The organism is Amycolatopsis sp. NPDC004378, assembly GCF_053602455.1.
The window spans coordinates 24,603-45,730 of record NZ_JBSGDR010000005.1 but is presented as its reverse complement, the minus strand read 5'-3'; the positions used below and the strand labels follow the sequence as shown (position 1 = coordinate 45,730).

The following is a 21,128-nucleotide window of genomic DNA, read 5'->3' as shown; positions in this document are numbered from 1 at the left end:
GGGCCCGGCCGAAGCCGGGCCCCCTTTTTTTCGCAGGAACTCAGGCCGCGTGGGTGAACAACAGCGCGGTGTTGTGCCCGCCGAAGCCGAACGAGTTGCTGATCGCGGCGGTCAGGTCGACCTTGCGCGCCTCACCCGAAACGACGTCCAGCTGCACCCGCGGGTCCAGGTCGGTCAGGTTCAGGGTCGCCGGCACGATGCCGTGGTAGAGCGCCAGGATCGTGATGATCCCCTCGACCGCGCCGGCGCCGCCGACGAGGTGGCCGAGCGAGCCCTTCGGCGCCGTCACGACCGGGTGTTCCCCGACCGCGTTGCGGATCGCCGCCGCCTCGCCGATGTCACCGACCACAGTGGACGTCGCGTGGGCGTTCACGTGCCCGACGTCCGCCGCCGTCACGCCGGCCATCTTCATCGCCGCGCGCATCGCGGCGATCTGGCCGACGCCCTCGGGGTGGTTGCCCGTGATGTGGTAGGCGTCCGAGGTGATGCCGTGCCCGGCGATCGTCGCGTAGACGCGCGCCCCGCGGGCCCGCGCCTGGTCAGCGCGCTCAAGGATGACCACGCCGGCGCCCTCGCCGAGGACGAAGCCGTCGCGGTTCGCGTCGAACGGCCGCGACGCGCTCGCCGGGTCGTCGTTGCGCGTGGACACCGTGCGGGCCTGGGCGAAGCCGGCCAGCGTGATCGGGTGGATGCACGCCTCGGCACCCCCGGCGACCACGACGTCGGCGCGCCCGGAGCGGATCATCTCCACGCCGCTGGCGATGCCCTCGGCGCCGGAAGCGCAGGCCGAGGCCGGGGAGTGCACCCCGGCCCGCGCCTTCAGGTCGATGCCGACGTGCGCGGCCGGGCCGTTCGGCATCAGCATGGGCACGGTCAGCGGCGACACCTTGCGGAGACCCTGCTGGTGCAACAGGTCGTTCTGGGTGAGCAGGGTGACCGGGCCGCCGATGCCGGTGCCGATCGACACGCCGAGGCGGTCGGGATCGACGTCGGTGTGCTCGTCGGTCGGCTCCGTGTACCCGGCGTCGGCCCACGCCTGGCGGGCGGCGATCAGCGCGACCTGCTCGCAGCGGTCGAGCCGGCGGGCCTGGACCCGGGGCAGGACCTCGGCCGGGTCGACGGCCAGCTGGCCGCCGATCTTGACCGGAAGCTGCAGCTCTTCGACCCAGTCGGCCTCGATCGCCCGGACCCCGCTCCGCCCGGCCAGCAGACCGTCCCAGGTGGACGTGACGTCCCCGCCGAGCGGTGTGGTGGCGCCGAGACCGGTGATCACGACGTCGATGTTGCTCATTTGAGTCTCCTCAAGGAGGGGAAGAGGACTTACTTCGAGTTGGCCGACACGTAGTTCACGGCGTCGCCCACGGTCTTGAGGTTGGCGAGCTCGTCGTCCGGGATCTTGACGCCGAACTTGTCCTCGGCCTGCACGGCGATCTCGACCATCGACAGCGAGTCGATGTCCAGGTCGTCGACGAACGACTTCTCGGCGGTGACGTCGTCCTGAGCCACACCGGCCACCTCTTCGACGATCTCGGCGAGGCCGGCGAGGATCTCAGCGTTGTCAGCCATGGGGTTGTTCCCTTCTCGGTCTTTCTGGGGGTTCTGTGTTGCCCGTGGGCGAATGCCCGCGGGGAGCGTAACGGTGATCAGGGGCAGACGAACGCCTGCCCGGCGTAGGACAGGCCCGCGCCGAACCCGACCGCCAGCACCACGTCGCCGGACTTGACCGTCCCGGCCTTGCGCATGTGGTCCAGCGCGAGGGGGATGGACGCCGACGAGGTGTTGCCGGAGTACTTGATGTCGTCGGCGACGACCATGTCGTCACGGGCGCCCTGCGCCCGCAGCTTCTTCGCGATCGCCTCGACGATGCGCAGGTTCGCCTGGTGCGGGATCAGGACGTCCACATCGGACGGCTTGAGCCCGGCGGCCTCGAGCGCCTGCATCGCGATCGGCGCGATCTTCGTGGTCGCCCACCGGAAGACCGACTGGCCCTCCTGGTAGATGTACTTGTCGTCGCGCATGTAGATCAGGTCGACCAGGTCGCCCGCGCTGCCCCAGGAGACCGGGCCGATGCCCGGCTCGTCGGAGGCACCGACGACCGCGGCGCCCGCGCCGTCCGCGAAGATGATCGCGTTGGCCCGGTCGACCGGGTCGACCGAGTCGGTGAGCTTCTCCGCGCCGATCACGAGGACCTTCCTCGCCGAGCCCGCCCGGATCAGGTCCGAGGCGACGCCGAGGCCGTAGCAGAACCCGGCGCACGCGGCGTTGAGGTCGAACGCGCCGGGGCTCGGGATGCCGATCCGCGCGGCCACCTGGGCGGCGGCGTTCGGGATCAGCGTCGGCATGGTGCAGTTCGGCAGGATCACCGTGTCCACTTCGGACGGGTCGACCCCGGCGTCCTCGAGGGCGGCCTTGCCGGCGGCGACGGCGAAGTCGGTGAGCGACTCGTCCTTCTCGGCGAACCGGCGCTCGATGATGCCGACGCGCGTCTGGATCCACTCGTCGTTGGTGTCCATGATCTTCGAGAGGTCGTCGTTGGTGACGACCTTCTCGGGCTGCGCGCTGCCGATGCCCAGCACGCGGCTGCCGCGCGAGCCGGGGTTGAGGCTCAGGGTGGGTCGGTCGGTCACGAGGCGTCCTCCTGGCGCAGCGCGGCCAGCTCGGCCGGCGTCTTCAGCGCGGTGGTAGTGGTGACGACGCCCTTGAGCTGCCGCTTGACCAGGCCGGTCAGGGTGCCCGCGGGCGCGAGTTCGACGGTGCGGGTGACGCCGAGCGAGACCAGGCCGTCCATCGTCAGGTCCCAGCGGACCGAGCGGGTGACCTGCGCGACGAGGCGCTCCAGGTACTCGGCTCCGCTGGTGACGACCGCGCCGTCGGCGTTCGACAGCAGCGGGCGGGTGGGGTCGGCCGGGGTCAGCTCGGCGGCGTGGGCGCGCATCGCCTCTTCGGCGGGCGCCATGTACTGCGTGTGGAACGCGCCGGCCACCTTGAGGGCCCGGATCTTCGTGCCTTCGAGGGGCTCGGCGACGATCTTCGCGATGGCGTCGGCGGCGCCGGAGGCGACGATCTGCCCCGCTCCGTTGCGGTTCGCCGCGGTCAGGCCCTGCTCGGCCAGCCACGCGACGACCTGCTCGGGGTCCCCGAGCATGACCGCGGCCATCGACGTCGGTTCGAGCGCGCACGCCTTCGCCATCTCCGCGCCGCGGACGGCGGCGAGCGCGACGGCGTCGGCGGGCTCGAGCACCCCGGCGATCGCGGCGGCGGCGAGCTCGCCGACGGAGTGCCCGGCGACCGGCGCGTCCGCGGGGACCGGCGCGGTGGCCTGGAGGTGCTCGAAGGTGAGCAGCGACAGCGCGACGATCAGTGGCTGCGCCACCGCCGTGTCCTGGATCTCGTCGGCGTCGGCCTCGGTGCCGAGGCGGAGCAGGTCGAGCCCCGCGCGCTCGGACCACTGGGCGACGCGTTCGCGGGCGCCGTCGAGGTCGAGCCAGGGCGTGAACATACCGGGGGCCTGGGACCCCTGACCGGGAGCGAGGACTGCTGCTGTCACCCTTCAAGACAACACGGGAGAGGGCGTTTCCGGGGATGCCGACGCTCACAGTGTCTGCCCGGCGTCTTTGTCGGAACCCTCCAAAGACGCGCCGGACGAGCTCGCTCGTAACCCGGAAGCCTTGTCGGGTTCACTGTAATCTGGGTCACGCGCCGAGCGTCACCAGAGGCCGCGGGCGCGGGCCAGCCTGCCCACCGTGAGCGCGATCCGCAGCACCAGCGCGTCCCGGGGGTCGGTCGCCTGGCAGCCCGTCAGCTCCGCCGCCTTCCGCAGCCGGTACCGGACCGTGTTCGGGTGGACGAACAGCGTCTTGGCGCACGTCTCCAGCACTCCGCCGCTCTCCAGGTACGCCTCGACCGTGCGCTGCAGCGTCGGGCCCGCCTCTTCCAGCGGACGCGCGATCCGGTCCACCAGGAGGCGTTCCGCCTCGGCGTCGCCCGAGAGCGCCCGCTCGGGCAGCAGGTCGGCCGAGCGGACCGGCCGGGGCGCGCCCGGCCAGCCGACCACCGCCCGCAGGCCGGACAGGGCCTCCGTCGCGCTGTGGTGCGCCTCGGCGAGCGTCGGCACGGTCGGGCCGGCGACCACCGGGCCGTCGGCGAACGCCACCGACATCCGGGCGAGGATCTCCCGTTCCTTGACCCCGCCGTCGGTCGGGCCGCCCACCACGACCACCAGCCGGGAGCCCTGCACCGAAAGCAGCACCGCGCGGCCGACGCGGGCGGCGCGGCTGCGGACCTCGAACACCACCGTCGGCGGGTCCTCCGACGGCGGGTTGCCGACCAGGACCGTCGCCGCGGCGGTCGGCTCCCAGCCGAGCGCCGTCGCGCGCGAAAGCACGGACTCCTCCGCGTCGCCACGGACGATGCCGTCGACGACCAGCGCCTCCAGCCGGGCGTCCCACGCGCCGCGCGCTTCGGCCGCCGCGGCGTAGGAATTCGCCGCCGCGAACGCGATTTCCCGGCCGTAGCGCAGGATTCCTTCGATCAGGGTGGCCCGTTCCGCTTCGTTCGCGGCGAACTCGGGCAGCTGCTCCTCGAACACTTCGATGGCGAGCCGCACCATCCCGACCGCCTGGCGCAGGCTCACCCACCGCGAGAGCTCGGCCGGTGCGTCGCGGAACGCTTCGGTCGTCAGCTTCAGCGCTTCCTTCGAGTCCCGCAGCCAGTCGACGAAGCCCGCCGCGCCCGCCTGGGTGATCAGCAGCACGCTCGCGCGCTGGTCGGCCGGGAGCCGGGCGAACCACGGCAGCCGCCGCTCCATCACCGCGATGCTCGCGCTCGCCAGGCTGCCGGACGCGTGCTCCAGCCGCCGGAGCGTCTTCGCGGACAGTCCGTGGTGCTTCGGCACCGGGCGCGGGGTTCCTTCCATGGCGTAGGCGATCCTACGTGGCTCGCAACTTTCGCAGCCCCGGTGGCAACGTCGGGTGGTGTGCGGCGCGTCTTCGTACTGCCTAGGATCGGCACCACACAGGAATGGGGGAACCGGAATGACCGGTTTAGAGATCGACAGGATCTCCAAACGCTTCGGCGACGTGGTGGCTCTGCACGAAATGACGTTCGACGTCCGGCCGGGTGAATTGTTCGGCTTCGTCGGCAGCAACGGCGCGGGCAAGACCACGACCATGCGGATCGCGCTCGGCGTGCTTTCCGCCGACGCGGGCGAAGTCCGTTACGACGGCGAGCCCGTGACGCACGAAACGCGGCGCCACATCGGGTACATGCCGGAAGAACGCGGCCTCTACCCGAAGATGGTCGTCGCCGAGCAGCTGACGTACCTCGCGCGCCTGCACGGCATGTCGGCCGCGGACGCGCGGAAGTCGGCGGAGAAGTGGACCGAACGGCTCGGGGTCGCCGCCCGCCGCGACGACGAGGTCCAGAAGCTCAGCCTGGGCAACCAGCAGCGCGTCCAGCTGGCCGCGGCGCTCGTGCACGAGCCGCGGATCCTGGTGCTCGACGAGCCGTTCTCGGGGCTCGACCCGGTCGCGGTCGACGTGATGAGCCAGGTGCTCAAGGAAAAGGCCGCCGAAGGCGTGCCGGTCGTGTTCTCCAGCCACCAGCTCGACCTGGTCGAGCGGCTCTGCGACCGCGTCGGGATCGTCCGGAGTGGACAGATGGTGGCCAAGGGCACCGTCGGCGAGCTGCGGGCCGGCGGCACGGTCCGGCTGCGGGTCGACGCACCCGAGGCCCCCGAGGGCTGGGCCGACGGCCTGGCCGGGGTGAAGGTGCTGGGCCACTCGGGCCCGGTGACCGAGCTCGAACTCGGCGACGGCGCCGACGACCAGGACGTCCTCAAGGCCGCGCTGGCCACCGGGCCTGTGCGCGAGTTCGCCCGCGAACAACCGTCGCTGGCCGACCTGTTCCGTTCCGTCGTGACCGTGGAGGTCCCCGCATGAGCGCCCCGGTTCCCGACGTCCGGATGAGCCCGATGGCGGCGGTGGGCCTGGTCGCCTCCCGCGAGATCACCACCCGGGTCAAGTCGAAGGCCTTCCGCGTCGCCACCGTCGTCATGCTGGTGCTGATCGTGGCCGGGATCCTGCTGCTCAAGCTGATCTCCGGCGGCAGCGGCGCCGACGCGACCGTCGGCTACACGGCGGCGACCGCCCCGCTCTCCGCGCCGCTGCAGGCCGGCGGGCAGACGGTCGGCGAGAAGATCGACGTCACCCAGGTCTCCGACGAGGCCGCCGGGCGCGCGAAGCTGGCCGACGGCTCGATCGACGCGCTCCTCACCGGCGACGGCAGGACCGTGCACGTCCAGGTGAAGAAGGACCTCGACGGCAAGCTGGCCAACGTGCTGCAGCTGCTGTCCCAGCAGGTGGCGATCGACCGGCAGATCACGAGCCTGGGCGGCGACCCGGCGCGCTTCAAGGCCGCCGTCGCGTCGGCGAAGTACGTCGAAGACCCGCCGCTGGAACAGCCGTACGACTACAACGGCACGCAGCTGGGGCTCGGCATCGCCGCCGGCATCCTCATCTACCTGTCGCTGATGATCAACGGCCAGAGCGTGGCGCAGGGCGTCGTCGAGGAGAAGACGTCGCGGGTCGTCGAACTGCTGCTGTCGACGATCAAGCCGTGGCAGCTGATGGCCGGGAAGGTGCTCGGCATCGGGGTGGTCGGGCTGATCCAGATGGTCGTCATCGGCGTCGGCGGAATGGTGGCCGCGCTGGCGACCGGAGCTTTGCCGGACCTCTCGCTTTCCTCGGCCGTCGGCACGGTCGTCTGGCTGATCGTCTGGTACCTGCTCGGGTTCTTCATGTACTCGATCGTGTTCGCCGCGCTCGGTGCCCTGGTTTCCCGTCAGGAGGACGTCGGCGGGGCGACGATGCCGGCGCTGATGTTCGTGATCGCCGGGTACGTGATCGGCATTTCGGTGCTGCCGTCGAATCCGGGCAGCACGTTCGTCGAGGTGCTTTCCGTGATCCCGGTGTTCTCGCCGACGCTGATGCCGATCCGGCTGGCGATGGGCGGCGTGCCGGTGTGGGAAGCCGCGTTGTCGGTGGTGCTGGTGGTGCTGATGATTCCGGGGCTGATCTGGCTGGCCGCGCGGATCTACCGCAACGCCGTGATGCGCACCGGCGCGAAGGTGAAGCTGCGGGACGCCTTGCGCGCCGCCTGACGTTTCCCGGTTGTTCATCCGGCCCTCGGACGCTTCGGTGTCCGGGGGCCGGTTCTTTACGTCCGGTAAATGCTCGAGGCCGCCCGGCGCTCGCGGTTTTCGCTGCGCCGGACGGCCTCGTCTCCCCGGTCCCCACCGGTGAAACCAGTATGGCCATCGCTGATCTTCGCGCGCCAGTCGTCTCACTCGATCGTGGGGCGCACGAGTTGCCGACGCTGGGTACCTGATCAACGATCCGGTGCAACACAGCGCCACCAACCCGAATCGTTGCGTGGCGATTCGGCGCAAAAACCGTGGAGGGATCGGTATGGGCCAGCAACTGAAGGACGGGCTCGGGCAAGCGTGGAACCTGGTGGCCACGTTCGTCCCGAAACTCGTCGGATTCCTGATCATCCTGCTGATCGGCTGGCTGATCGCGAAGGCCGTCTCGAAAGCCTTGGGGCTCGTCCTCGCGAAAGTCGGGTTCGGGAAGCTCGTGGAGAAGACCGGCCTGAGCGGAACGGTCGGCCAGCAGAAGATCGACGCGACCGGGATCCTCGTGAAACTGGTCTACTACTTCATCCTGCTGATCGCGCTGCAGCTGGCGTTCGGCGTCTTCGGGCCGACGAACCCGGTGAGCCAGCTGCTCAACGACATCATCGCGTTCCTGCCGCGGATCCTGGTGGCGCTGGTGCTGGTGGTGGTCGCGGCGGCCATCGCGAAGGTCGTGCGTGACGTCGTCGCGTCGGCGCTGTCCGGCCGCGGGGCCGCTCGCCCGCTGTCGCTGGCCGCCTACTGGCTGATCATGGCGTTCGGCATCATCGCGGCGCTCGGCCAGGTGAACATCGCGACGACGATCACCGGCCCGCTCCTGATCGCGGTGCTGGCGACGATCGGCGGCGTCATCGTGGTCGGCTTCGGCGGCGGCCTGATCAAGCCGGCGCAGGACCGCTGGCGCGGCTGGATCGCGAACATGGAGCACCAGATGGAGACGCCGAAGCAGCGCACGGGCGAGATGGGCACCAGCGCCGCCCCGCGCGTCCCGGTCGGCGCCGACAACACCCCGACCCCGCCGGCGGGCACGCCGCGCCCGCAGGGCTGAGGTTTTCGAACGGTTTCGGGGCGGGTCCGGCGGACGAGGAAGGCGCCGGGCCCGCCCCGGTCTTTTCGCCCCACCCGGTCTTTTCGCCTCACCCGGCCGGCGTCCCACGGTCCGGGATGTTCCGCCGCTCACAGTTCCTAGGGAATTCACCACCCCCGGAGCATGTTGGGTGCGGTAGGACGAAAGGGGCGTCACGTGGATTTCTTGCTGCACCACGGAATCACGGTGCTCGGCCAGTGGATCTCGATCGCGGAGCTCGCCGGGCAGGTGTTCGCGCTCGCCGTCGTGTTCCTCGCGCAGCGTCGCACCCTGTGGACGTGGCCCGTGCAGGTCGGGGCCACCGTGTTGCTCTTCGCCGTCTACGTCTCCGCGCACCTCGGCGGGCTCGCCGCCCGGCAGGTCGCCATCCTCGCCATCTCCGTCTACGGCTGGTGGGCCTGGACGCGCCGGCAGGACCCGGTCTTCGGCGTCGTCGTGCGGCAGGGGCGGCTCGCCGAACGACTCGCCATGCTCGGCGCCTTCGTCGCCGGCACCACCGTGATGGCCTTGGTGCTCGACGCGCTGAACGCGTCCTGGGCGCCGTGGCCGGACGCCGCCATCTTCGTCGGCACCCTGGTCGCCTTCGGGGCGCAGGGGGCCGGGCTCGTCGAGTTCTGGCTGGTCTGGCTGGTCGTCGACGCGATCGGCGTGCCGCTGCAGATCTCGTCCGGGCTGTACTTCTCGGCCGCGATCTACATCGTCTTCGCCGGGCTCGTCATCCACGGCTGGTGGAGCTGGAACCGCTCGGCCAAGCGGGTCGGGCAAAGCGTCATGGCAGCATCCAGCTGAGCACCGGCGTGCTCTGCCCGAGCACGATCAGGCACATCACCAGCAGCAGCCCCAGGCTCCACGGGAGCACCTTCCGCAGCAGCTTGCCCTCTTCGCCCGGCAGGTTCGCCGCGACGCAGGCGATCGTGAGGTTCTGCGGCGAGACCATCTTGCCGAGCACGCCGCCCGAGCTGTTGGCCGCGGCCAGCAGGTCGGCGGGCAGGCCGGTCTTGTTCGCCGCGGTCACCTGCAGCGCGCCGAACAACGCGTTCGCCGACGTGTCCGAGCCCGAGACGGCGACGCCGAACCAGCCCAGCACCGGCGAGAGGAACGCCAGCCCGCTGCCGGCGGCCGCGATGAACGTGCCGATCGTGCTCGTCTGGCCGGACAGGTTCATCACGTAGGCCAAGGCGAGCACCCCGGTCACGGTCAGGATCGCGAACCGCAGCTCCTTCACGGTCGCGCCCCACTCGCTCGCGGCGCCGCCCGCCGAGACGGCCAGGATCGCCGCCGTCAGGATGCCGGCGAGCAGCACGAGCGTCCCGCCGGTGTTGAGGAACGGCAGCGAGAACGTGTTGCCGGACACCGGTTTCCCGTTCGGCCCGGCGACGTTCAGCCCGGGCCAGTGGAACTTCCAGGTCGCCTTGTCGAGCAGCTTCTTGACCGGCGGCAGCACGGCCAGCGAGAAGATCACGATGATCAGCGCGTACGGCAGGTACGCCTTCACGACGTCGGTGCGTGAATCCTCCGGCGGTGCTTCCTCGGTCGCCGTCCCGCCCATGCCGATCCGGACGGCTTCCGGCGCCGGGCGGCGGATCTGGGGGAGGGCCACGAGCGCGGCCGCGCCGGCGAGCGCGGCGGCGATGTCGGCCAGCTGCGGCGAAACGTAGTTGGACGCGAGGAACTGCACCAGCCCGAACGCGACGCCGCAGACCAGCGCGGGCAGCCAGGTGTCCTTCAGGCCGCGCTTGCCGTCGACGATGATCACCAGCAGCAGCGGCACGACCAGCGCGAGCAGCGGCGTCTGGCGGCCGACGATCGAGGAGACCTGCTCCAGCGGCAGCCCGGTCACCTGGGCGAGCGTGACGACCGGGGTGCCCATGGCGCCGAACGCGACCGGTGCGGTGTTCGCCACCAGCGCGACGACCGCGGCCTTCACCGGGTGGAAGCCGACGGCCACCAGCATCACGGCGCTGATCGCGACCGGTGCGCCGAAGCCCGCCAGGGCCTCCATCAGCGCGCCGAAGCAGAAGGCGATGATCAGCGCCTGGATGCGCGGGTCGTCGGAGATCCGGCCGAACGAGCGGCGCAGGACGTCGAAGTGCCCGGTCCGCACGGTGAGCCGGTAGATCCACAGCGCGTTGACGACGATCCACATGATCGGCCACAGCCCGAACGCGGCGCCCGACAGCGCGCCGGAGACGGCCTGGACGACCGGCATGCCGTACGCGGCGATCCCGACGACGAGCGCGACGAGCAGCCCGATCAGGGCGGCGTGGTGCGCCCGCATCCGGACGACGCCGAGGAGGACGAGGACGGTGGCGAGCGGCAGCACGGCGACGAGCGCCGACAGGCCCAGCGAACCGAGGGGAGTCAGGTCTTGCACGAACACGGGCGACCTCCGTTTTCCACGATGCGAAAACGGCCTTTCGGCGGGTGCCCGAGATCTTCGTCACAAACCAGTCGGTCCGTCAAGAAGTTGAGACCGGTTGGCCCAGTCGGTCAGCGGCTGACCGGCAGCACGGCGAGGGCGGTTTCGGCGATGCCGAGCAGGTCGGCCTGGTCGCAGCCGCCCTTGCCGAGGGCTTCGATGCCGCGCAGGGTCGCCAGCAGGAGGCCGGCCAGCCGGGCCGGTTCGTGGCCCTCGGCGATGTCGTCCGCGCGCTGGGCGCCGGCGACGCAGGCCGTCAGCAGGCCGTTCAGCTCGCGGAACGCCTGATGGGCGCGGGCCGCGATCTCGGGGTCGTGCTCGGCGCACTCGGCGGCGGTCTTCGCGATGAGGCAGCCGCGGTGGATGGCGTCCGCGGCGACGGCTTCGGCGTCGGCCAGGACGTAGTCGCGCAGCCGCTGGTAGGCCTCGCTGTCGGGGCCTTCGAGCCGGCGTCGCGCGCCCTCGACGGCGGTGGCGCAGTGGTCGGCGAAGACGCGCACGAACAGGGCGTGCTTGTCGCCGAAGGCGCCGTAGAGGCTGCCCTTGCCGAGGCCGGTCGCGGCGGCGATGTCGTCGATCTTCGTGCCCGCGTAGCCGGTCGACCAGAACCGGTCCCGCGCCGTGCGCAGGACCGCGCCTTCGTCGAAGCTCCGCGGTCTCGCCATGACTTCAGGATAGGCATTCTTGACTGTCTCGTCCAGAACGGCGTAGGTTCTGGACGAGGCAGTCAAGAATTCGGGAGGACATCGTGAAGCTGGCGAACAAGACCGCCCTCGTGACCGGCGCCGGGACCGGCATCGGCCTGGGCATCGCGAAGCGGTTCGCCGCGGAGGGCGCGCACGTCGTGATCACCGGGCGGCGCAAGGAGGTCCTCGACGACGCCGTCGCCGAGATCGGCGGTTCGGTGCAGGCGATCCGCGCCGACTCGTCGGACCTCGCCGACCTGGACGAGGTCTACCGCGCGATCGCCGAACGCGGCCGCGGCCTGGACGTCGTGGTGGCCAACTCCGGCAGCGGCGTCAACGCCCCGCTCGGCGAGATCACCGAGGAGCAGTTCGACGTCACCTTCGGCACGAACGTCAAAGGCGTGTTGTTCACCGTGCAGAAGGCGTTGCCGCTGCTCAACGAGAAGGCATCGGTCGTCATCATCGGCTCGACCACGTCGACTCGGGTGGCGCCCGGCATGAGCGTCTACGCGTCGACGAAGGCCGCCGTCCGCAACTTCGCCCGCACCTGGGCGCTCGACCTGCAGGGCCGTGGCGTGCGCGTGAACGTCCTGAGCCCGGGGCCGACGCTCACCCCGGGCCTGCTCGGCCTGGCCGAACCGGATGCGCAGCAGGCGATGGTGGAGCGGATGACGGACGCGGTCCCGCTGGGCCGGATCGGCGACCCGGCGGAGATCGCCGCGGCGGCGCTGTTCCTGGCCACCGACGAGGCGAGCTTCGTCAACGGCGTCGAGTTCTTCGTCGACGGCGGCCAGGCGCAGGTCTAACGCAGGGTGGCGTGGCTCGGCGTCAGGTCCTTCAGCGTCCGGACGCCGAGCAACTGCATCGTGCGGACCATCTCGGTCCGCAGGATGTCGACGCACCGCTGGACGCCGCGCTCGCCGCCGGCCATCAGGCCGTAGAGGAACGCGCGGCCGACCAGCACCGCGTCGGCGCCGCGGGCGATCGCCGCGACGATGTCGCCGCCGGACAGGATGCCCGTGTCGATCCACACCTCGGCGCCGCCCTGGAGCTCGTCCAGCACCGCGGGCAGCAGCTCCAGGGGCGTCGGGGCGCGGTCGAGCTGGCGGCCGCCGTGGTTCGAGATCAGCACCGCGTCGGCGCCGTGTTTCACGACGTCCCGCGCGTCGTCGACGTTCTGGACGCCCTTCACCACGAGCTTCCCGGGCCAGGTGCGGCGCACCCAGTCGAGGTCGTCGAAGTTCAGCGTCGGGTCGAACAGCTTGTTCAGCAGCTCGGCGACCGTGCCGCCGAAGTGGGTGAGCGAAGCGAACTGCAGCGGCTCGGTGGTCAGCAGGTTGAACCACCACGCCGGGTGCGTCGCGCCGTCGAGGAACGTCTTGAGCGTCAACGCGGGCGGGATGGTCAGGCCGTTGCGGACATCCCGCAGGCGCGCGCCGCCGACCGGGGTGTCCACGGTCAGCATCAGCGTGTCGAAGCCGTGCTCCCACGCCCGATTCATCAGATCTTCACCGGCGCCGTGGTCGCGCCAGACGTAGAGCTGGAACCACTTGCGGGCGCCCGGCGCGGCCGCGGCCAGGTCCTCGATCGACGTCGTCGCCATCGTCGAGAGGCCCATCGGGATGCCGTTTCGCTCGGCGACGCGCGCGACCGCGCTCTCGCCTTCGTGCTGCATCATCCGCGTGAACCCGGTGGGGGCGAAGGCGAACGGCAGCGCCGACGTCTTGCCCAGGATCTCGCGGGTGGTGTCCACATCGGACACCCCGCGCAGCACGTTCGGGTGGAACTCGACGCGCCGGTAGGCCTGCCGCGCCCGGCGCAGGCTGTCCTCGAGCTCGGCGGCGCCGTCGGTGTAGTCGAACGCCGCCCGCGGGGTCCGCTTGCGGGCGATCATCCGCAGGTCGGCGATGGTGTGGGCGTTCGCCAGCCGCCGGTCGGTCGGGTTCAGCACGATCGGCTTCGGCCGCAGGATCTGCTTCAGCTCGTCCGGCTTGGGCAGTCGGCGCTTCGTCACCCTCATCAACTCCCTAAGCGAGCGGGACCCGGCAGACATCGGATGTCTGCCGGGTCCCTTTCTAGCATCGGATCACGCGCTGCCGGAATCCGACGTCTGCGGCCCGGCGGCCGCGATGTCGTCGAGCCGGTACTTCGTGGCCGCTTCGAGGACCTTCGCCTGGTCGACCTCGCCGCGCTTGGCGAGGATCGACAGCGCCCCGACAGTGATCGACTCGGCGTCGACGAGGAACTTCCGCCGCGCCGCCGGCCGGGTGTCGGAGAAGCCGAAGCCGTCCGTGCCCAGCGTCAGCATGTCGGTCGGGACGTACGGGCGGATCAGGTCCGGCACCGCGCGCATCCAGTCCGACACCGCCACGACCGGCCCGTTGCTGCCCGAGAGCTTCTCGGTCACGTACGGGACGCGCGGCTCGCTGCCCGGGTAGAGCAGGTTGTCGTGGTCGATCTCGACGGCCTCCCGCCGCAGCTCGGTCCACGACGTCGCCGACCACACCGCGGCCCGCACGCCCCACTCCTCGGCCAGCAGCTTCTGCGCCTTGAGCGCGTCCGGCATCGTGACGCCCGAGACCAGGATCTGCACCTCGGGACCGTCGCCCCCAGGGGCGTCGGCGTACTTGTACAGGCCCTTGAGCAGGCCGTCGACGTCGAGGTTCTCCGGCTCGGCGGGCTGCTGGTACGGCTCGTTGTAGATCGTCATGTAGTAGAAGACGTTCTCGCCGTTGCCGTCCGGGCCGGCTTCGCCGTACATCCGGCGCAGGCCGTCCTTCACGATGTGCGCGATCTCGAACGACCACGCCGGGTCGTAGGCCACCGCGGCCGGGTTGGTCGCCGCCAGCAGCAGCGAGTGCCCGTCCGCGTGCTGCAGGCCCTCACCGGTCAGCGTGGTGCGCCCGGCGGTGGCGCCGAGGACGAACCCGCGGGCCATCTGGTCGGCGGCGGCGTAGAGGCCGTCACCGGTGCGCTGGAACCCGAACATCGAGTAGAAGATGTAGATCGGGATCATCGGCTCGCCGTGCGTCGCGTACGACGTGCCGACGGCGGTGAACGACGCGGTCGAGCCCGCCTCGTTGATGCCCTCGTGCAGCAGCTGGCCCTTCTCGGACTCCTTGTAGGCCAGCATCAGGCTCGCGTCGACCGACGTGTACGTCTGGCCGTGCGGGTTGTAGATCTTGGCCGTCGGGAACATCGAGTCGAGGCCGAAGGTGCGGGCCTCGTCCGGGATGATCGGGACGACGCGCTTGCCGATCTCGGAGTCCTTCGCGAGCTCGCGGACGAGCCGGACGAACGCCATCGTCGTGGCGACCTCCTGCTTGCCGGAGCCCTTCCGGATGCCCTCGTAGACCTTGTCGCCGGGCAGCACCAGGGCCTTCGCGGCCTTGGGACGGCGTTCCGGCAGGAAGCCGCCGAGCGCCTTGCGGCGGCCGATGAGGTACTCGATCTCGGGCGAGTTCGCGCCCGGGTGGTAGTACGGCGGCAGCTTCGGGTCGCGCTCGAGCTCCTCGTCGCTGATCGGGATCCGCTGGGAGTCGCGGAACAGCTTAAGGTCGTCGAGGGTGAGCTTCTTCATCTGGTGCGTGGCGTTGCGGCCCTCGAACGCCGGGCCCAGGCCGTAGCCCTTGATGGTGTGGGCCAGGATCACCGTCGGCTGGCCGTGGTGCTCCAGCGCCGCCTTGTAGGCCGCGTACACCTTGCGGTAGTCGTGGCCGCCGCGCTTGAGGTTCCAGATGTCGGCGTCGGAGAGGTCCTTGACCAGGTCCTTCGTCCGCGGGTCGCGGCCGAAGAAGTGCTCGCGGACGAACGCGCCGTCGTTGGCCTTGTACGTCTGGAAGTCACCGTCGGGTGTCACGTTCATCAGGTTGACCAGCGCGCCGTCGCGGTCGGCGTGCAGCAGCGAGTCCCACTCGCGGCCCCAGATGACCTTGATGACGTTCCAGCCGGCGCCGCGGAAGTACGACTCCAGCTCCTGGATGATCTTGCCGTTGCCGCGCACCGGGCCGTCGAGCCGCTGCAGGTTGCAGTTGATCACGAAGGTCAGGTTGTCGAGGCCTTCGCCGGCCGCGACGTGGATCAGGCCGCGGGACTCGGCCTCGTCCATCTCGCCGTCGCCCAGGAACGCCCAGACGTGCTGGTCGTCGGTGTTCTTGATGCCGCGGTCGCGCAGGTAGCGGTTGAACCGCGCCTGGTAGATGGCGTTCATCGGGCCGAGGCCCATCGACACCGTCGGGTTCTCCCAGAACTCCGGCATCAGCCGCGGGTGCGGGTACGACGGCAGGCCGCCGCCCTCACCGGCGTGGCTGTACTCCTGGCGGAAGCCGTCGAGCTGCTGCTCCGACAGCCGGCCCTCGAGGAACGCGCGGGCGTAGATGCCGGGGGAGGCGTGGCCCTGGATGTAGATCTGGTCGCCGCCGCCGGAGTGGTCCTTGCCGCGGAAGAAGTGGTTGAAGCCCACTTCGTAGAGCGCGGCCGAGGAGGCGTAGGTCGAGATGTGACCGCCGACGCCGACGCCCGGGCGCTGCGCCCGGTGCACCATGATCGCCGCGTTCCAGCGGATGTAGGCCCGGTAACGGCGCTCGATCTCCTCGTCGCCGGGGAACCAGGGCTCGTTCTCGGTGGGGATGGTGTTGACGAAGTCCGTCGACGTCAGCGCCGGGACACCGACGTTCCGCTCCCGGGCGCGCTCCAGGATGCGCAGCATCAGGTAGCGCGCCCGCTGCTGACCACCCCTGGCCAGCGCCTCGTCGAAGGAGTCCAGCCACTCGGCGGTCTCCTCCGGGTCGATGTCGGGCAGGTGCGCCGCCAATCCGTCACGGATGACGCGTACGCGTGCCGGGGTCTCCTTGCCGGAGGCGCCGTCGTTCTGCGGGGCCAAGGGGTCTCCTTGCGAAAAGTTGTAGCCGGTGGTGCTCGTACGCGGGGGTGTACGACTCTCCATCGTCGTCTTCCGTCCCGGCTTCCGCACCGCTACTTGGCGGTAACATCGGCCGACCCGGTCGAGCCACTCCCAGCGCGCGGTGTATCGCGCGCGCGTTTTCTTCCTCCCCACCCTAGGGGACGCCCCCCGAAGGGGTGGCAGACCGGTCTCGCGAGGTACCCGAAACGCCGTCGCGAGGGGCCTCGCGCGGGCCGTATCCTGCGACACGAGTTGTCAAAGATCCGGTGTGGACGGTTGCGCGCGGAGCCGCACCAGTGTTCGCTATCGGCAACCGGGTCGCCGAGTGTGGCGCCGTCGTACCCTCGCGGGGGTGTTCCGACGCCACACTCCGTCGTAGTTGGAGGAGTGAAAGCAGTGGTCGCCGCGGGAGACGCTGATCAGACCAGCGTCGCCGAGAGGCTCGGCATCAAGCCCGAGATGGTGGTCCAGGAGATCGGCTGGGACGAGGACGTCGACGACGACGTCCGCGCGGCGATCGAGGAGCAGATCGGCGGGGACATCCTCGACGAGGAAGCCGACGAGGTCATCGACGTGGTGCTGCTGTGGTGGCGCGAAGACGACGGAGACCTCGGCGACGCGCTCATCGACGCCAGGGGCCCCCTGGACGAGAACGGCGTCATCTGGGTGCTCACCCCGAAGACGGGGCAGCCCGGGCACGTCGAGCCGAGCGAAATCGCCGAAGCGGTGCCCGCCGTCGGACTGGCCCAGACCGCCAACATGAGTGTCGGCGCGAACTGGATCGGCACCCGGCTGGTCTCCCCCAAGTCGAAGTCCAAGCAGCGCTGAACAGGTCTCGCCGGGCCGACACGATAGGGTTGTCGTCGCAGGCACGTGTCCGTTCGGGAGAGGAAACGCGGTATGGCCGTCGAGGTCGGCTCTGAGGCCCCTGACTTCACGCTCAACGACTACAACAAGCAGCCGGTGCAGCTGTCCTCCTTCCGGGGTGACAAGCCGGTCCTGCTGGTCTTCTACCCGTTCGCGTTCAGCGGCATCTGCACGGGCGAGCTGTGCCAGCTCCGCGACGAGTTCGCCGACTACGACAACAAGGGCGTCCAGGTCCTGGGCGTCTCGGTCGACACACCGTTCTCGCTGAAGGCGTGGGCCGACAAGGAGGGCTACCAGTTCCCGCTGCTGTCCGACTTCTGGCCGCACGGCGAGGTGGCCCAGGCGTACGGCGTCTTCAACGCCGACGCGGGCTTGGCGGTGCGCGGCACGTTCCTGATCGACACGTCCGGCGTGGTCCGCTTCGCCGAGGTCAACGCGCCGGGCGAGGCCCGCGACCAGCAGGCGTGGAAGAAGGCCGTGGCCGAACTGGCTTGATCCCCTTCGGACGGCGGTCCCGCTCGGGGCCGCCGTCCGCGGGCGCATAGCTCAGCGGAAGAGCACTCGGCTTACACCCGAGCGGTCGCAGGTTCGAACCCTGCTGCGCCCACCGGACAGCGGCGCCCCGCACCGCCCGGGGCGCCGCTTTCGGCTCACTCCGCCATCGCCGGCACGGGCGCCGGGCGCATCGTGCGCACCAGCAGCGCCAGCCCCGCGAAGAGCACTGCCGCGATCACGCCCGTCACGTTCAACGCCGTCGTGAACGCTTCCCGGGCCTGAGCCGCCACCTCCGGCCGGGTCACGTCCGCCGCGAGTGTCGTGCCCGCCGGGAACGCCGCGTGGTAGACCGCGGTTGCCGTCAGGCCGATCAGGGCCATGCCCAGTGAGCCGCCCAGGTAGTTGCCCGTGTCGGCCATCGAAGCCGCCGAGCCCGCGCGCTCCGGCGGGACCGCGCCCACCACCAGGCCGATGCCGAGCGCGAACAGCGGGCCCGTGCCCAGCGTCAGGACGGTGATGCCCACCATCACCCAGGCCAGGCCGTCCGTGAGGGCCAGCAGGAGGCCGCCGGAGGCCGACACCGCCAGGCCGCCCGCGATCGCCGTCGACGGGGTCAGCCGGCGGGTCAGGGACGGGGCCGTCATCGTGCCCGCCGCGACGCCGAGGCCCATCGGCGCGAACAGCACCGCCGACGCGAGCGGCGAGTAGCCCAGGACGCTCTGCAGGTACTGCGTCACCAGCAGGCCGACCCCGGCCATCGCGACCCCGGCGAAGACCAGCGCCACCAGCACCGCCGTGAACGCCCGGTTCCGGAACAGCCGCAGGTCCAGCAGCGGCGACGACGTCGTCAGCTGGCGGCGGGCGAACACCACCCCCAGCACGGCGCCCGCGGCGATCGCGCCGAGCGGCGTCAGCAGCTCGCCCGTCGTCAGCTGCTTGAGGCCGAACACGATCAGCAGCACCGCGGCCAGCGAAAGCCCGACGCCGGCGAAGTCGAGCCGGCCGGACGCGGGCGCGCGGAACTCCGGCAGCAGCACCGGGCCGGCGACCAGCAGCAGGCCCATGGCCGGGACCGCGACCAGGAAGACCGAGCCCCACGCGAAGTGCTGCAGCAGGAACCCGGCGAGGACCGGGCCGGCCGCGCCACCCGCGAACTGGCACGTCGCCCAGATCGAGATGGCCTTCCCGCGCTCGCGGCCGTCGCGGAACATGTTCGTGATCAACGCGAGCGTCGACGGCATGAGCGTCGCCCCGGCGATGCCGAGCGCGCCGCGCGCGACGATGAGCATCGCCGGGCTGGTGGAGAACGCGGCGACGACCGAGACGGCCGCGAAGGCGCCGCCGCCGACGAGCAGCAGCCGGCGGCGGCCGATCCGGTCGCCGAGGGTGCCCATGGTGATGACGAACCCGGCGACGACGAAGCCGTAGCTGTCGGTGATCCACAGCTGCTCGGTGGCGCTCGCCCCGAGGTCGGCGCTGAGCTGGGGCAGCGCGAGGAACAGCGAGGTCATGTCCATGGCGACGAGCAGGGTGGGCAGCACGAGCACCGTCAGCCCCAGCCACTCCCGCCGTCCGGCCGGCTTGTCCATTTCGACTCCTTTTCGGTGGTGCGGTCACCGAGGGGTCGGAGCCGCCCGGCCCGGCCGGACACGGGCGCGGGAACTTTCTTGAGGCGATCTTGAGGAACGGCGGAGGGCGGCCGGAGGTCCGCGTCCGAACCTGGTTCCAGCGCACCACAGCAGGTGGTGCCCACCGGACAAGGAACCCCATGGCCAACCACGCGCTCCCCGCCCGCCGCCGCTCCGCCCGCCGGCCCGTCGCCCTCGCCGTCATCGGGGGCGCGGTGCTCGTCGCCATGGGCGCCGGTGTCTGGGCGACGCTCTCGGCGACCGCCTCCAACGCGACGCCCGAGACGATCAGCAGCGGCACCCTCAAGCTGACCCTCGCGGGCAACGGCGCCGGGTTCGACCAGGCGATCTCCAACCTCGCCCCGGGCGACGTCGTCAACCGCTACGTCGACCTGACCAGCGGCGGCAGCCTCGACGCGCAGGCGCTGACCATGCAGGTCGCCGCCACAGGCGCGGGCGCGCTCGTCACCGACGGCACCACGACGAAGGCCCTGCGGGTCACCGTCAAGCAGTGCCCGGGCACCTGGAACACCTCGACCGGCGCGTGCACCGGCACCGCGACGACGCTGCTCCCGGCGACCGCGCTGAGCGGCCTGAGCAGCGCCCAGTCGCTGATCGCGGGCGCGGTCGCCGCGGGCGCCGTCTCGCACCTGCAGGTCTCCGTGCAGCTGCCGGACCAGACCGAGACCACGGTCAACGGCACCCTGCCCACGGCGACGATCCAGGGCCTGACCGCCAACCTCACCTACACCTTCGCCGAGACGCAGCGCTCGGCCGTCACCACCAACTCCTGAGGTGGGGCGCCGGCTCTGGGCCGCCGGGCTGACGGCGGCCGCCGCGCTGGCCGCCGTGCCCGCCACGGCGGACGCGGCCGGCCTGGCCACCGCGTCGGCGACGGCCCGAGCGAGCACCGTGACGTGGTCGGCCGTGCTGGCCGACAGCGCCGGCGCGGTCCAGACCGGCAAGCCGCTCACGGTCTCGTGGGGCCTGCTCGACACCTCGCCGCGCTACGCGTCGGTGCGCAACAACGGCACCGTCGCGCTGACCGGCGAGACCTACCAGGTGAGCGCGAGCCTGGCGACGGTCCGCTTGGACGCCTGCGTCGGCGGCACCTGGTCCGGCGGCGCGTGTTCGGGCGCGATCGTCACGCTCACCGACTCGACGTCCGGCGCGACCGCGGTCACCCGCGCGCTCGCCGCCGGTGAGCAGCTGGGCCTGCGGCTCACCCCGAACGGCCTGCTGGGGCTCGCCAGCGCCTCTCTCAGCGTCTCCGTCTCCCGCGCGCAGGTCCGCGCCGCCACCACCTCGAACTCGTAGGAGCCACCATGACCGCCACCGCGCCCGCCCGGCACCGCGCGACCCGCCCGCCGCGCCGGCTGCCCGGGGTGGTGCTCGCCCTGGTCGCGGTGTTCGCCGTCGCGGGCGCTGTCGCCGTCTTCGTGCTCCGGATCGGCTTCGCCCCCGTGCTCTCGCCGAGCATGGAGCCCGGCTTCGCGCCGGGAGACCTGCTCGTCACCCGTCAGGTGGACGCCCGATCGGTGGACGTCGGCGACGTCGTCGTCCTGCCCCGGCCGGACGCGCCGGGGGAGCGGTACGCCCACCGCGTCATCGAGGTCGACCGCTCGGGGGCCGAGCCGCTGGTGCGGACGAAGGGTGACAACAACGCCGCCGCGGACCCGCAGCGCCTGCGCATCACGTCTGCGACGGTGCCGGTGGCCGTCGGGCACGTGCCGTGGATCGGGCGGGTGGCGCTGCTCGGCCAGTACGGCGTGGTGCGCGTCGCGGTGATCGTCTTCGTGGGGCTGTGCCTGCTCGTGGCCGCGAAGCGGGCGTTGTGGTGATGCTGCCGAC

The 21,128-nt window shown here is 71.2% G+C and carries 20 protein-coding genes and 1 tRNA gene; 11 read left to right on the top strand and 10 right to left on the bottom strand.

All coding sequences use genetic code 11. The annotated features are described in order from the left end of the window. Window positions 1-40 precede the first annotated feature (40 nt). From ACWEN0_RS17775 to ACWEN0_RS17755, 5 genes are all read right to left on the bottom strand, one after another. A complete protein-coding gene (locus ACWEN0_RS17775; protein ID WP_451974387.1) occupies window positions 41-1,291 on the bottom strand; it encodes a beta-ketoacyl-[acyl-carrier-protein] synthase family protein in 1,251 nt (416 codons plus the stop codon). Window positions 1,292-1,320: 29 nt separating this feature from the next. Further along, on the bottom strand, window positions 1,321-1,566 hold the full coding sequence (locus ACWEN0_RS17770; protein ID WP_004559006.1) for an acyl carrier protein: 246 nt from the start codon (window positions 1,564-1,566) through the stop codon (window positions 1,321-1,323). A 77-nt stretch (window positions 1,567-1,643) separates the two neighbouring features. Further along, window positions 1,644-2,627 carry a beta-ketoacyl-ACP synthase III gene (locus tag ACWEN0_RS17765; protein ID WP_451974385.1) on the bottom strand — a complete coding sequence of 328 codons (984 nt, stop codon included), beginning with the start codon at window positions 2,625-2,627 and terminating at the stop codon, window positions 1,644-1,646. Then, window positions 2,624-3,547, bottom strand: coding sequence for an ACP S-malonyltransferase (locus tag ACWEN0_RS17760; RefSeq protein ID WP_451974383.1), 924 nt, complete (start codon window positions 3,545-3,547; stop codon window positions 2,624-2,626). Before ACWEN0_RS17760 ends, ACWEN0_RS17765 begins: the two co-directional genes overlap by 4 nt. Window positions 3,548-3,706: 159 nt before the next feature. Continuing rightward, window positions 3,707-4,915: a PucR family transcriptional regulator gene (locus tag ACWEN0_RS17755; protein ID WP_451974381.1), complete on the bottom strand. Its 1,209-nt coding sequence runs from the start codon at window positions 4,913-4,915 to the stop codon at window positions 3,707-3,709. Between the two features lie 118 nt (window positions 4,916-5,033). Here ACWEN0_RS17755 and ACWEN0_RS17750 point away from each other — a divergent pair, with 118 nt between their 5' ends. The 4 genes from ACWEN0_RS17750 (at window position 5,034) to ACWEN0_RS17735 (ending at window position 9,068) form a co-directional block, all read left to right on the top strand. Next, window positions 5,034-5,939, top strand: a complete 906-nt coding sequence (locus tag ACWEN0_RS17750; protein WP_451974379.1) for an ABC transporter ATP-binding protein — start codon at window positions 5,034-5,036, stop codon at window positions 5,937-5,939. Then, window positions 5,936-7,159: an ABC transporter permease gene (locus ACWEN0_RS17745; protein ID WP_451974377.1), complete on the top strand. Its 1,224-nt coding sequence runs from the start codon at window positions 5,936-5,938 to the stop codon at window positions 7,157-7,159. The genes ACWEN0_RS17750 and ACWEN0_RS17745 overlap by 4 nt, the downstream gene beginning before the upstream one ends. A gap of 307 nt (window positions 7,160-7,466) precedes the next feature. Continuing rightward, window positions 7,467-8,240: a mechanosensitive ion channel family protein gene (locus ACWEN0_RS17740; protein ID WP_451974375.1), complete on the top strand. Its 774-nt coding sequence runs from the start codon at window positions 7,467-7,469 to the stop codon at window positions 8,238-8,240. Between the two features lie 195 nt (window positions 8,241-8,435). Further along, complete coding sequence (locus ACWEN0_RS17735) at window positions 8,436-9,068, top strand: nicotinamide mononucleotide transporter family protein (protein ID WP_451974373.1); 633 nt, start codon at window positions 8,436-8,438, stop codon at window positions 9,066-9,068. On the opposite strand, the gene ACWEN0_RS17730 is transcribed toward ACWEN0_RS17735, so the two are convergent. Then, window positions 9,049-10,659, bottom strand: coding sequence for an L-lactate permease (locus ACWEN0_RS17730; protein WP_451974371.1), 1,611 nt, complete (start codon window positions 10,657-10,659; stop codon window positions 9,049-9,051). The two genes, ACWEN0_RS17735 and ACWEN0_RS17730, sit on opposite strands and share 20 nt — an antisense overlap. Window positions 10,660-10,769: 110 nt before the next feature. Beyond that, complete coding sequence (locus tag ACWEN0_RS17725) at window positions 10,770-11,363, bottom strand: TetR/AcrR family transcriptional regulator (protein ID WP_451974369.1); 594 nt, start codon at window positions 11,361-11,363, stop codon at window positions 10,770-10,772. Window positions 11,364-11,446: 83 nt separating this feature from the next. On the opposite strand from ACWEN0_RS17725, the gene ACWEN0_RS17720 reads away from it, so the two are divergent. After that, complete coding sequence (locus tag ACWEN0_RS17720; RefSeq protein WP_451974367.1) at window positions 11,447-12,190, top strand: SDR family oxidoreductase; 744 nt, start codon at window positions 11,447-11,449, stop codon at window positions 12,188-12,190. Here ACWEN0_RS17720 and ACWEN0_RS17715 read toward each other — a convergent pair. After that, on the bottom strand, window positions 12,187-13,398 hold the full coding sequence (locus ACWEN0_RS17715) for an alpha-hydroxy acid oxidase (RefSeq protein WP_451974365.1): 1,212 nt from the start codon (window positions 13,396-13,398) through the stop codon (window positions 12,187-12,189). The genes ACWEN0_RS17720 and ACWEN0_RS17715 overlap by 4 nt on opposite strands. Before the next feature lie 72 nt (window positions 13,399-13,470). Beyond that, on the bottom strand, window positions 13,471-16,266 hold the full coding sequence (aceE, locus tag ACWEN0_RS17710) for a pyruvate dehydrogenase (acetyl-transferring), homodimeric type (protein WP_451974363.1): 2,796 nt from the start codon (window positions 16,264-16,266) through the stop codon (window positions 13,471-13,473). 417 nt (window positions 16,267-16,683) lie between these two features. Here aceE and ACWEN0_RS17705 point away from each other — a divergent pair, with 417 nt between their 5' ends. The 3 genes from ACWEN0_RS17705 to ACWEN0_RS17695 all read left to right on the top strand — a co-directional run bounded on the left by ACWEN0_RS17705 (window position 16,684) and on the right by ACWEN0_RS17695 (window position 17,761). Further along, window positions 16,684-17,115, top strand: a complete 432-nt coding sequence (locus ACWEN0_RS17705) for a DUF3052 domain-containing protein (protein WP_451974361.1) — start codon at window positions 16,684-16,686, stop codon at window positions 17,113-17,115. A 72-nt stretch (window positions 17,116-17,187) separates the two neighbouring features. After that, entirely contained in the window at window positions 17,188-17,649 is a 462-nt protein-coding gene (locus tag ACWEN0_RS17700) for a peroxiredoxin (protein WP_451974359.1), read from the top strand. A gap of 40 nt (window positions 17,650-17,689) precedes the next feature. Further along, window positions 17,690-17,761, top strand: a tRNA-Val gene (locus ACWEN0_RS17695). A gap of 43 nt (window positions 17,762-17,804) precedes the next feature. On the opposite strand, the gene ACWEN0_RS17690 is transcribed toward ACWEN0_RS17695, so the two are convergent. Then, the gene (locus tag ACWEN0_RS17690; RefSeq protein WP_451974357.1) at window positions 17,805-19,238 is read right to left on the bottom strand and encodes an MFS transporter; all 1,434 of its coding nucleotides are present in this window, start codon (window positions 19,236-19,238) and stop codon (window positions 17,805-17,807) included. 179 nt (window positions 19,239-19,417) lie between these two features. Here ACWEN0_RS17690 and ACWEN0_RS17685 point away from each other — a divergent pair, with 179 nt between their 5' ends. Genes ACWEN0_RS17685 through ACWEN0_RS17675 form a run of 3 tightly spaced genes read left to right on the top strand, consistent with a single transcriptional unit; the run spans window position 19,418 to window position 21,118 of the window. Next, on the top strand, window positions 19,418-20,071 hold the full coding sequence (locus ACWEN0_RS17685; RefSeq protein ID WP_451974355.1) for a TasA family protein: 654 nt from the start codon (window positions 19,418-19,420) through the stop codon (window positions 20,069-20,071). Between the two features lies 1 nt (window position 20,072). After that, window positions 20,073-20,594 (top strand): hypothetical protein, encoded by a 522-nt coding sequence (locus ACWEN0_RS17680; RefSeq protein WP_451974353.1) that lies wholly within the window; start codon window positions 20,073-20,075, stop codon window positions 20,592-20,594. 8 nt (window positions 20,595-20,602) lie between these two features. Then, window positions 20,603-21,118, top strand: a complete 516-nt coding sequence (locus ACWEN0_RS17675; protein WP_451974351.1) for a signal peptidase I — start codon at window positions 20,603-20,605, stop codon at window positions 21,116-21,118. The last annotated feature ends 10 nt before the right edge of the window (window positions 21,119-21,128 follow it).

Coding starts and splice junctions, on each gene's coding strand:
- ACWEN0_RS17770 (WP_004559006.1), bottom strand. CDS start 1,566: ATGGCTGACAACGCTGAGATCCTCGCCGGCCTCGCCGAGATCGTCGAA.
- ACWEN0_RS17745 (WP_451974377.1), top strand. CDS start 5,936: ATGAGCGCCCCGGTTCCCGACGTCCGGATGAGCCCGATGGCGGCGGTG.
- ACWEN0_RS17725 (WP_451974369.1), bottom strand. CDS start 11,363: ATGGCGAGACCGCGGAGCTTCGACGAAGGCGCGGTCCTGCGCACGGCG.
- ACWEN0_RS17740 (WP_451974375.1), top strand. CDS start 7,467: ATGGGCCAGCAACTGAAGGACGGGCTCGGGCAAGCGTGGAACCTGGTG.
- ACWEN0_RS17690 (WP_451974357.1), bottom strand. CDS start 19,238: ATGGACAAGCCGGCCGGACGGCGGGAGTGGCTGGGGCTGACGGTGCTC.
- ACWEN0_RS17685 (WP_451974355.1), top strand. CDS start 19,418: ATGGCCAACCACGCGCTCCCCGCCCGCCGCCGCTCCGCCCGCCGGCCC.
- ACWEN0_RS17755 (WP_451974381.1), bottom strand. CDS start 4,915: ATGGAAGGAACCCCGCGCCCGGTGCCGAAGCACCACGGACTGTCCGCG.
- ACWEN0_RS17700 (WP_451974359.1), top strand. CDS start 17,188: ATGGCCGTCGAGGTCGGCTCTGAGGCCCCTGACTTCACGCTCAACGAC.
- ACWEN0_RS17775 (WP_451974387.1), bottom strand. CDS start 1,291: ATGAGCAACATCGACGTCGTGATCACCGGTCTCGGCGCCACCACACCG.
- ACWEN0_RS17750 (WP_451974379.1), top strand. CDS start 5,034: ATGACCGGTTTAGAGATCGACAGGATCTCCAAACGCTTCGGCGACGTG.
- ACWEN0_RS17675 (WP_451974351.1), top strand. CDS start 20,603: ATGACCGCCACCGCGCCCGCCCGGCACCGCGCGACCCGCCCGCCGCGC.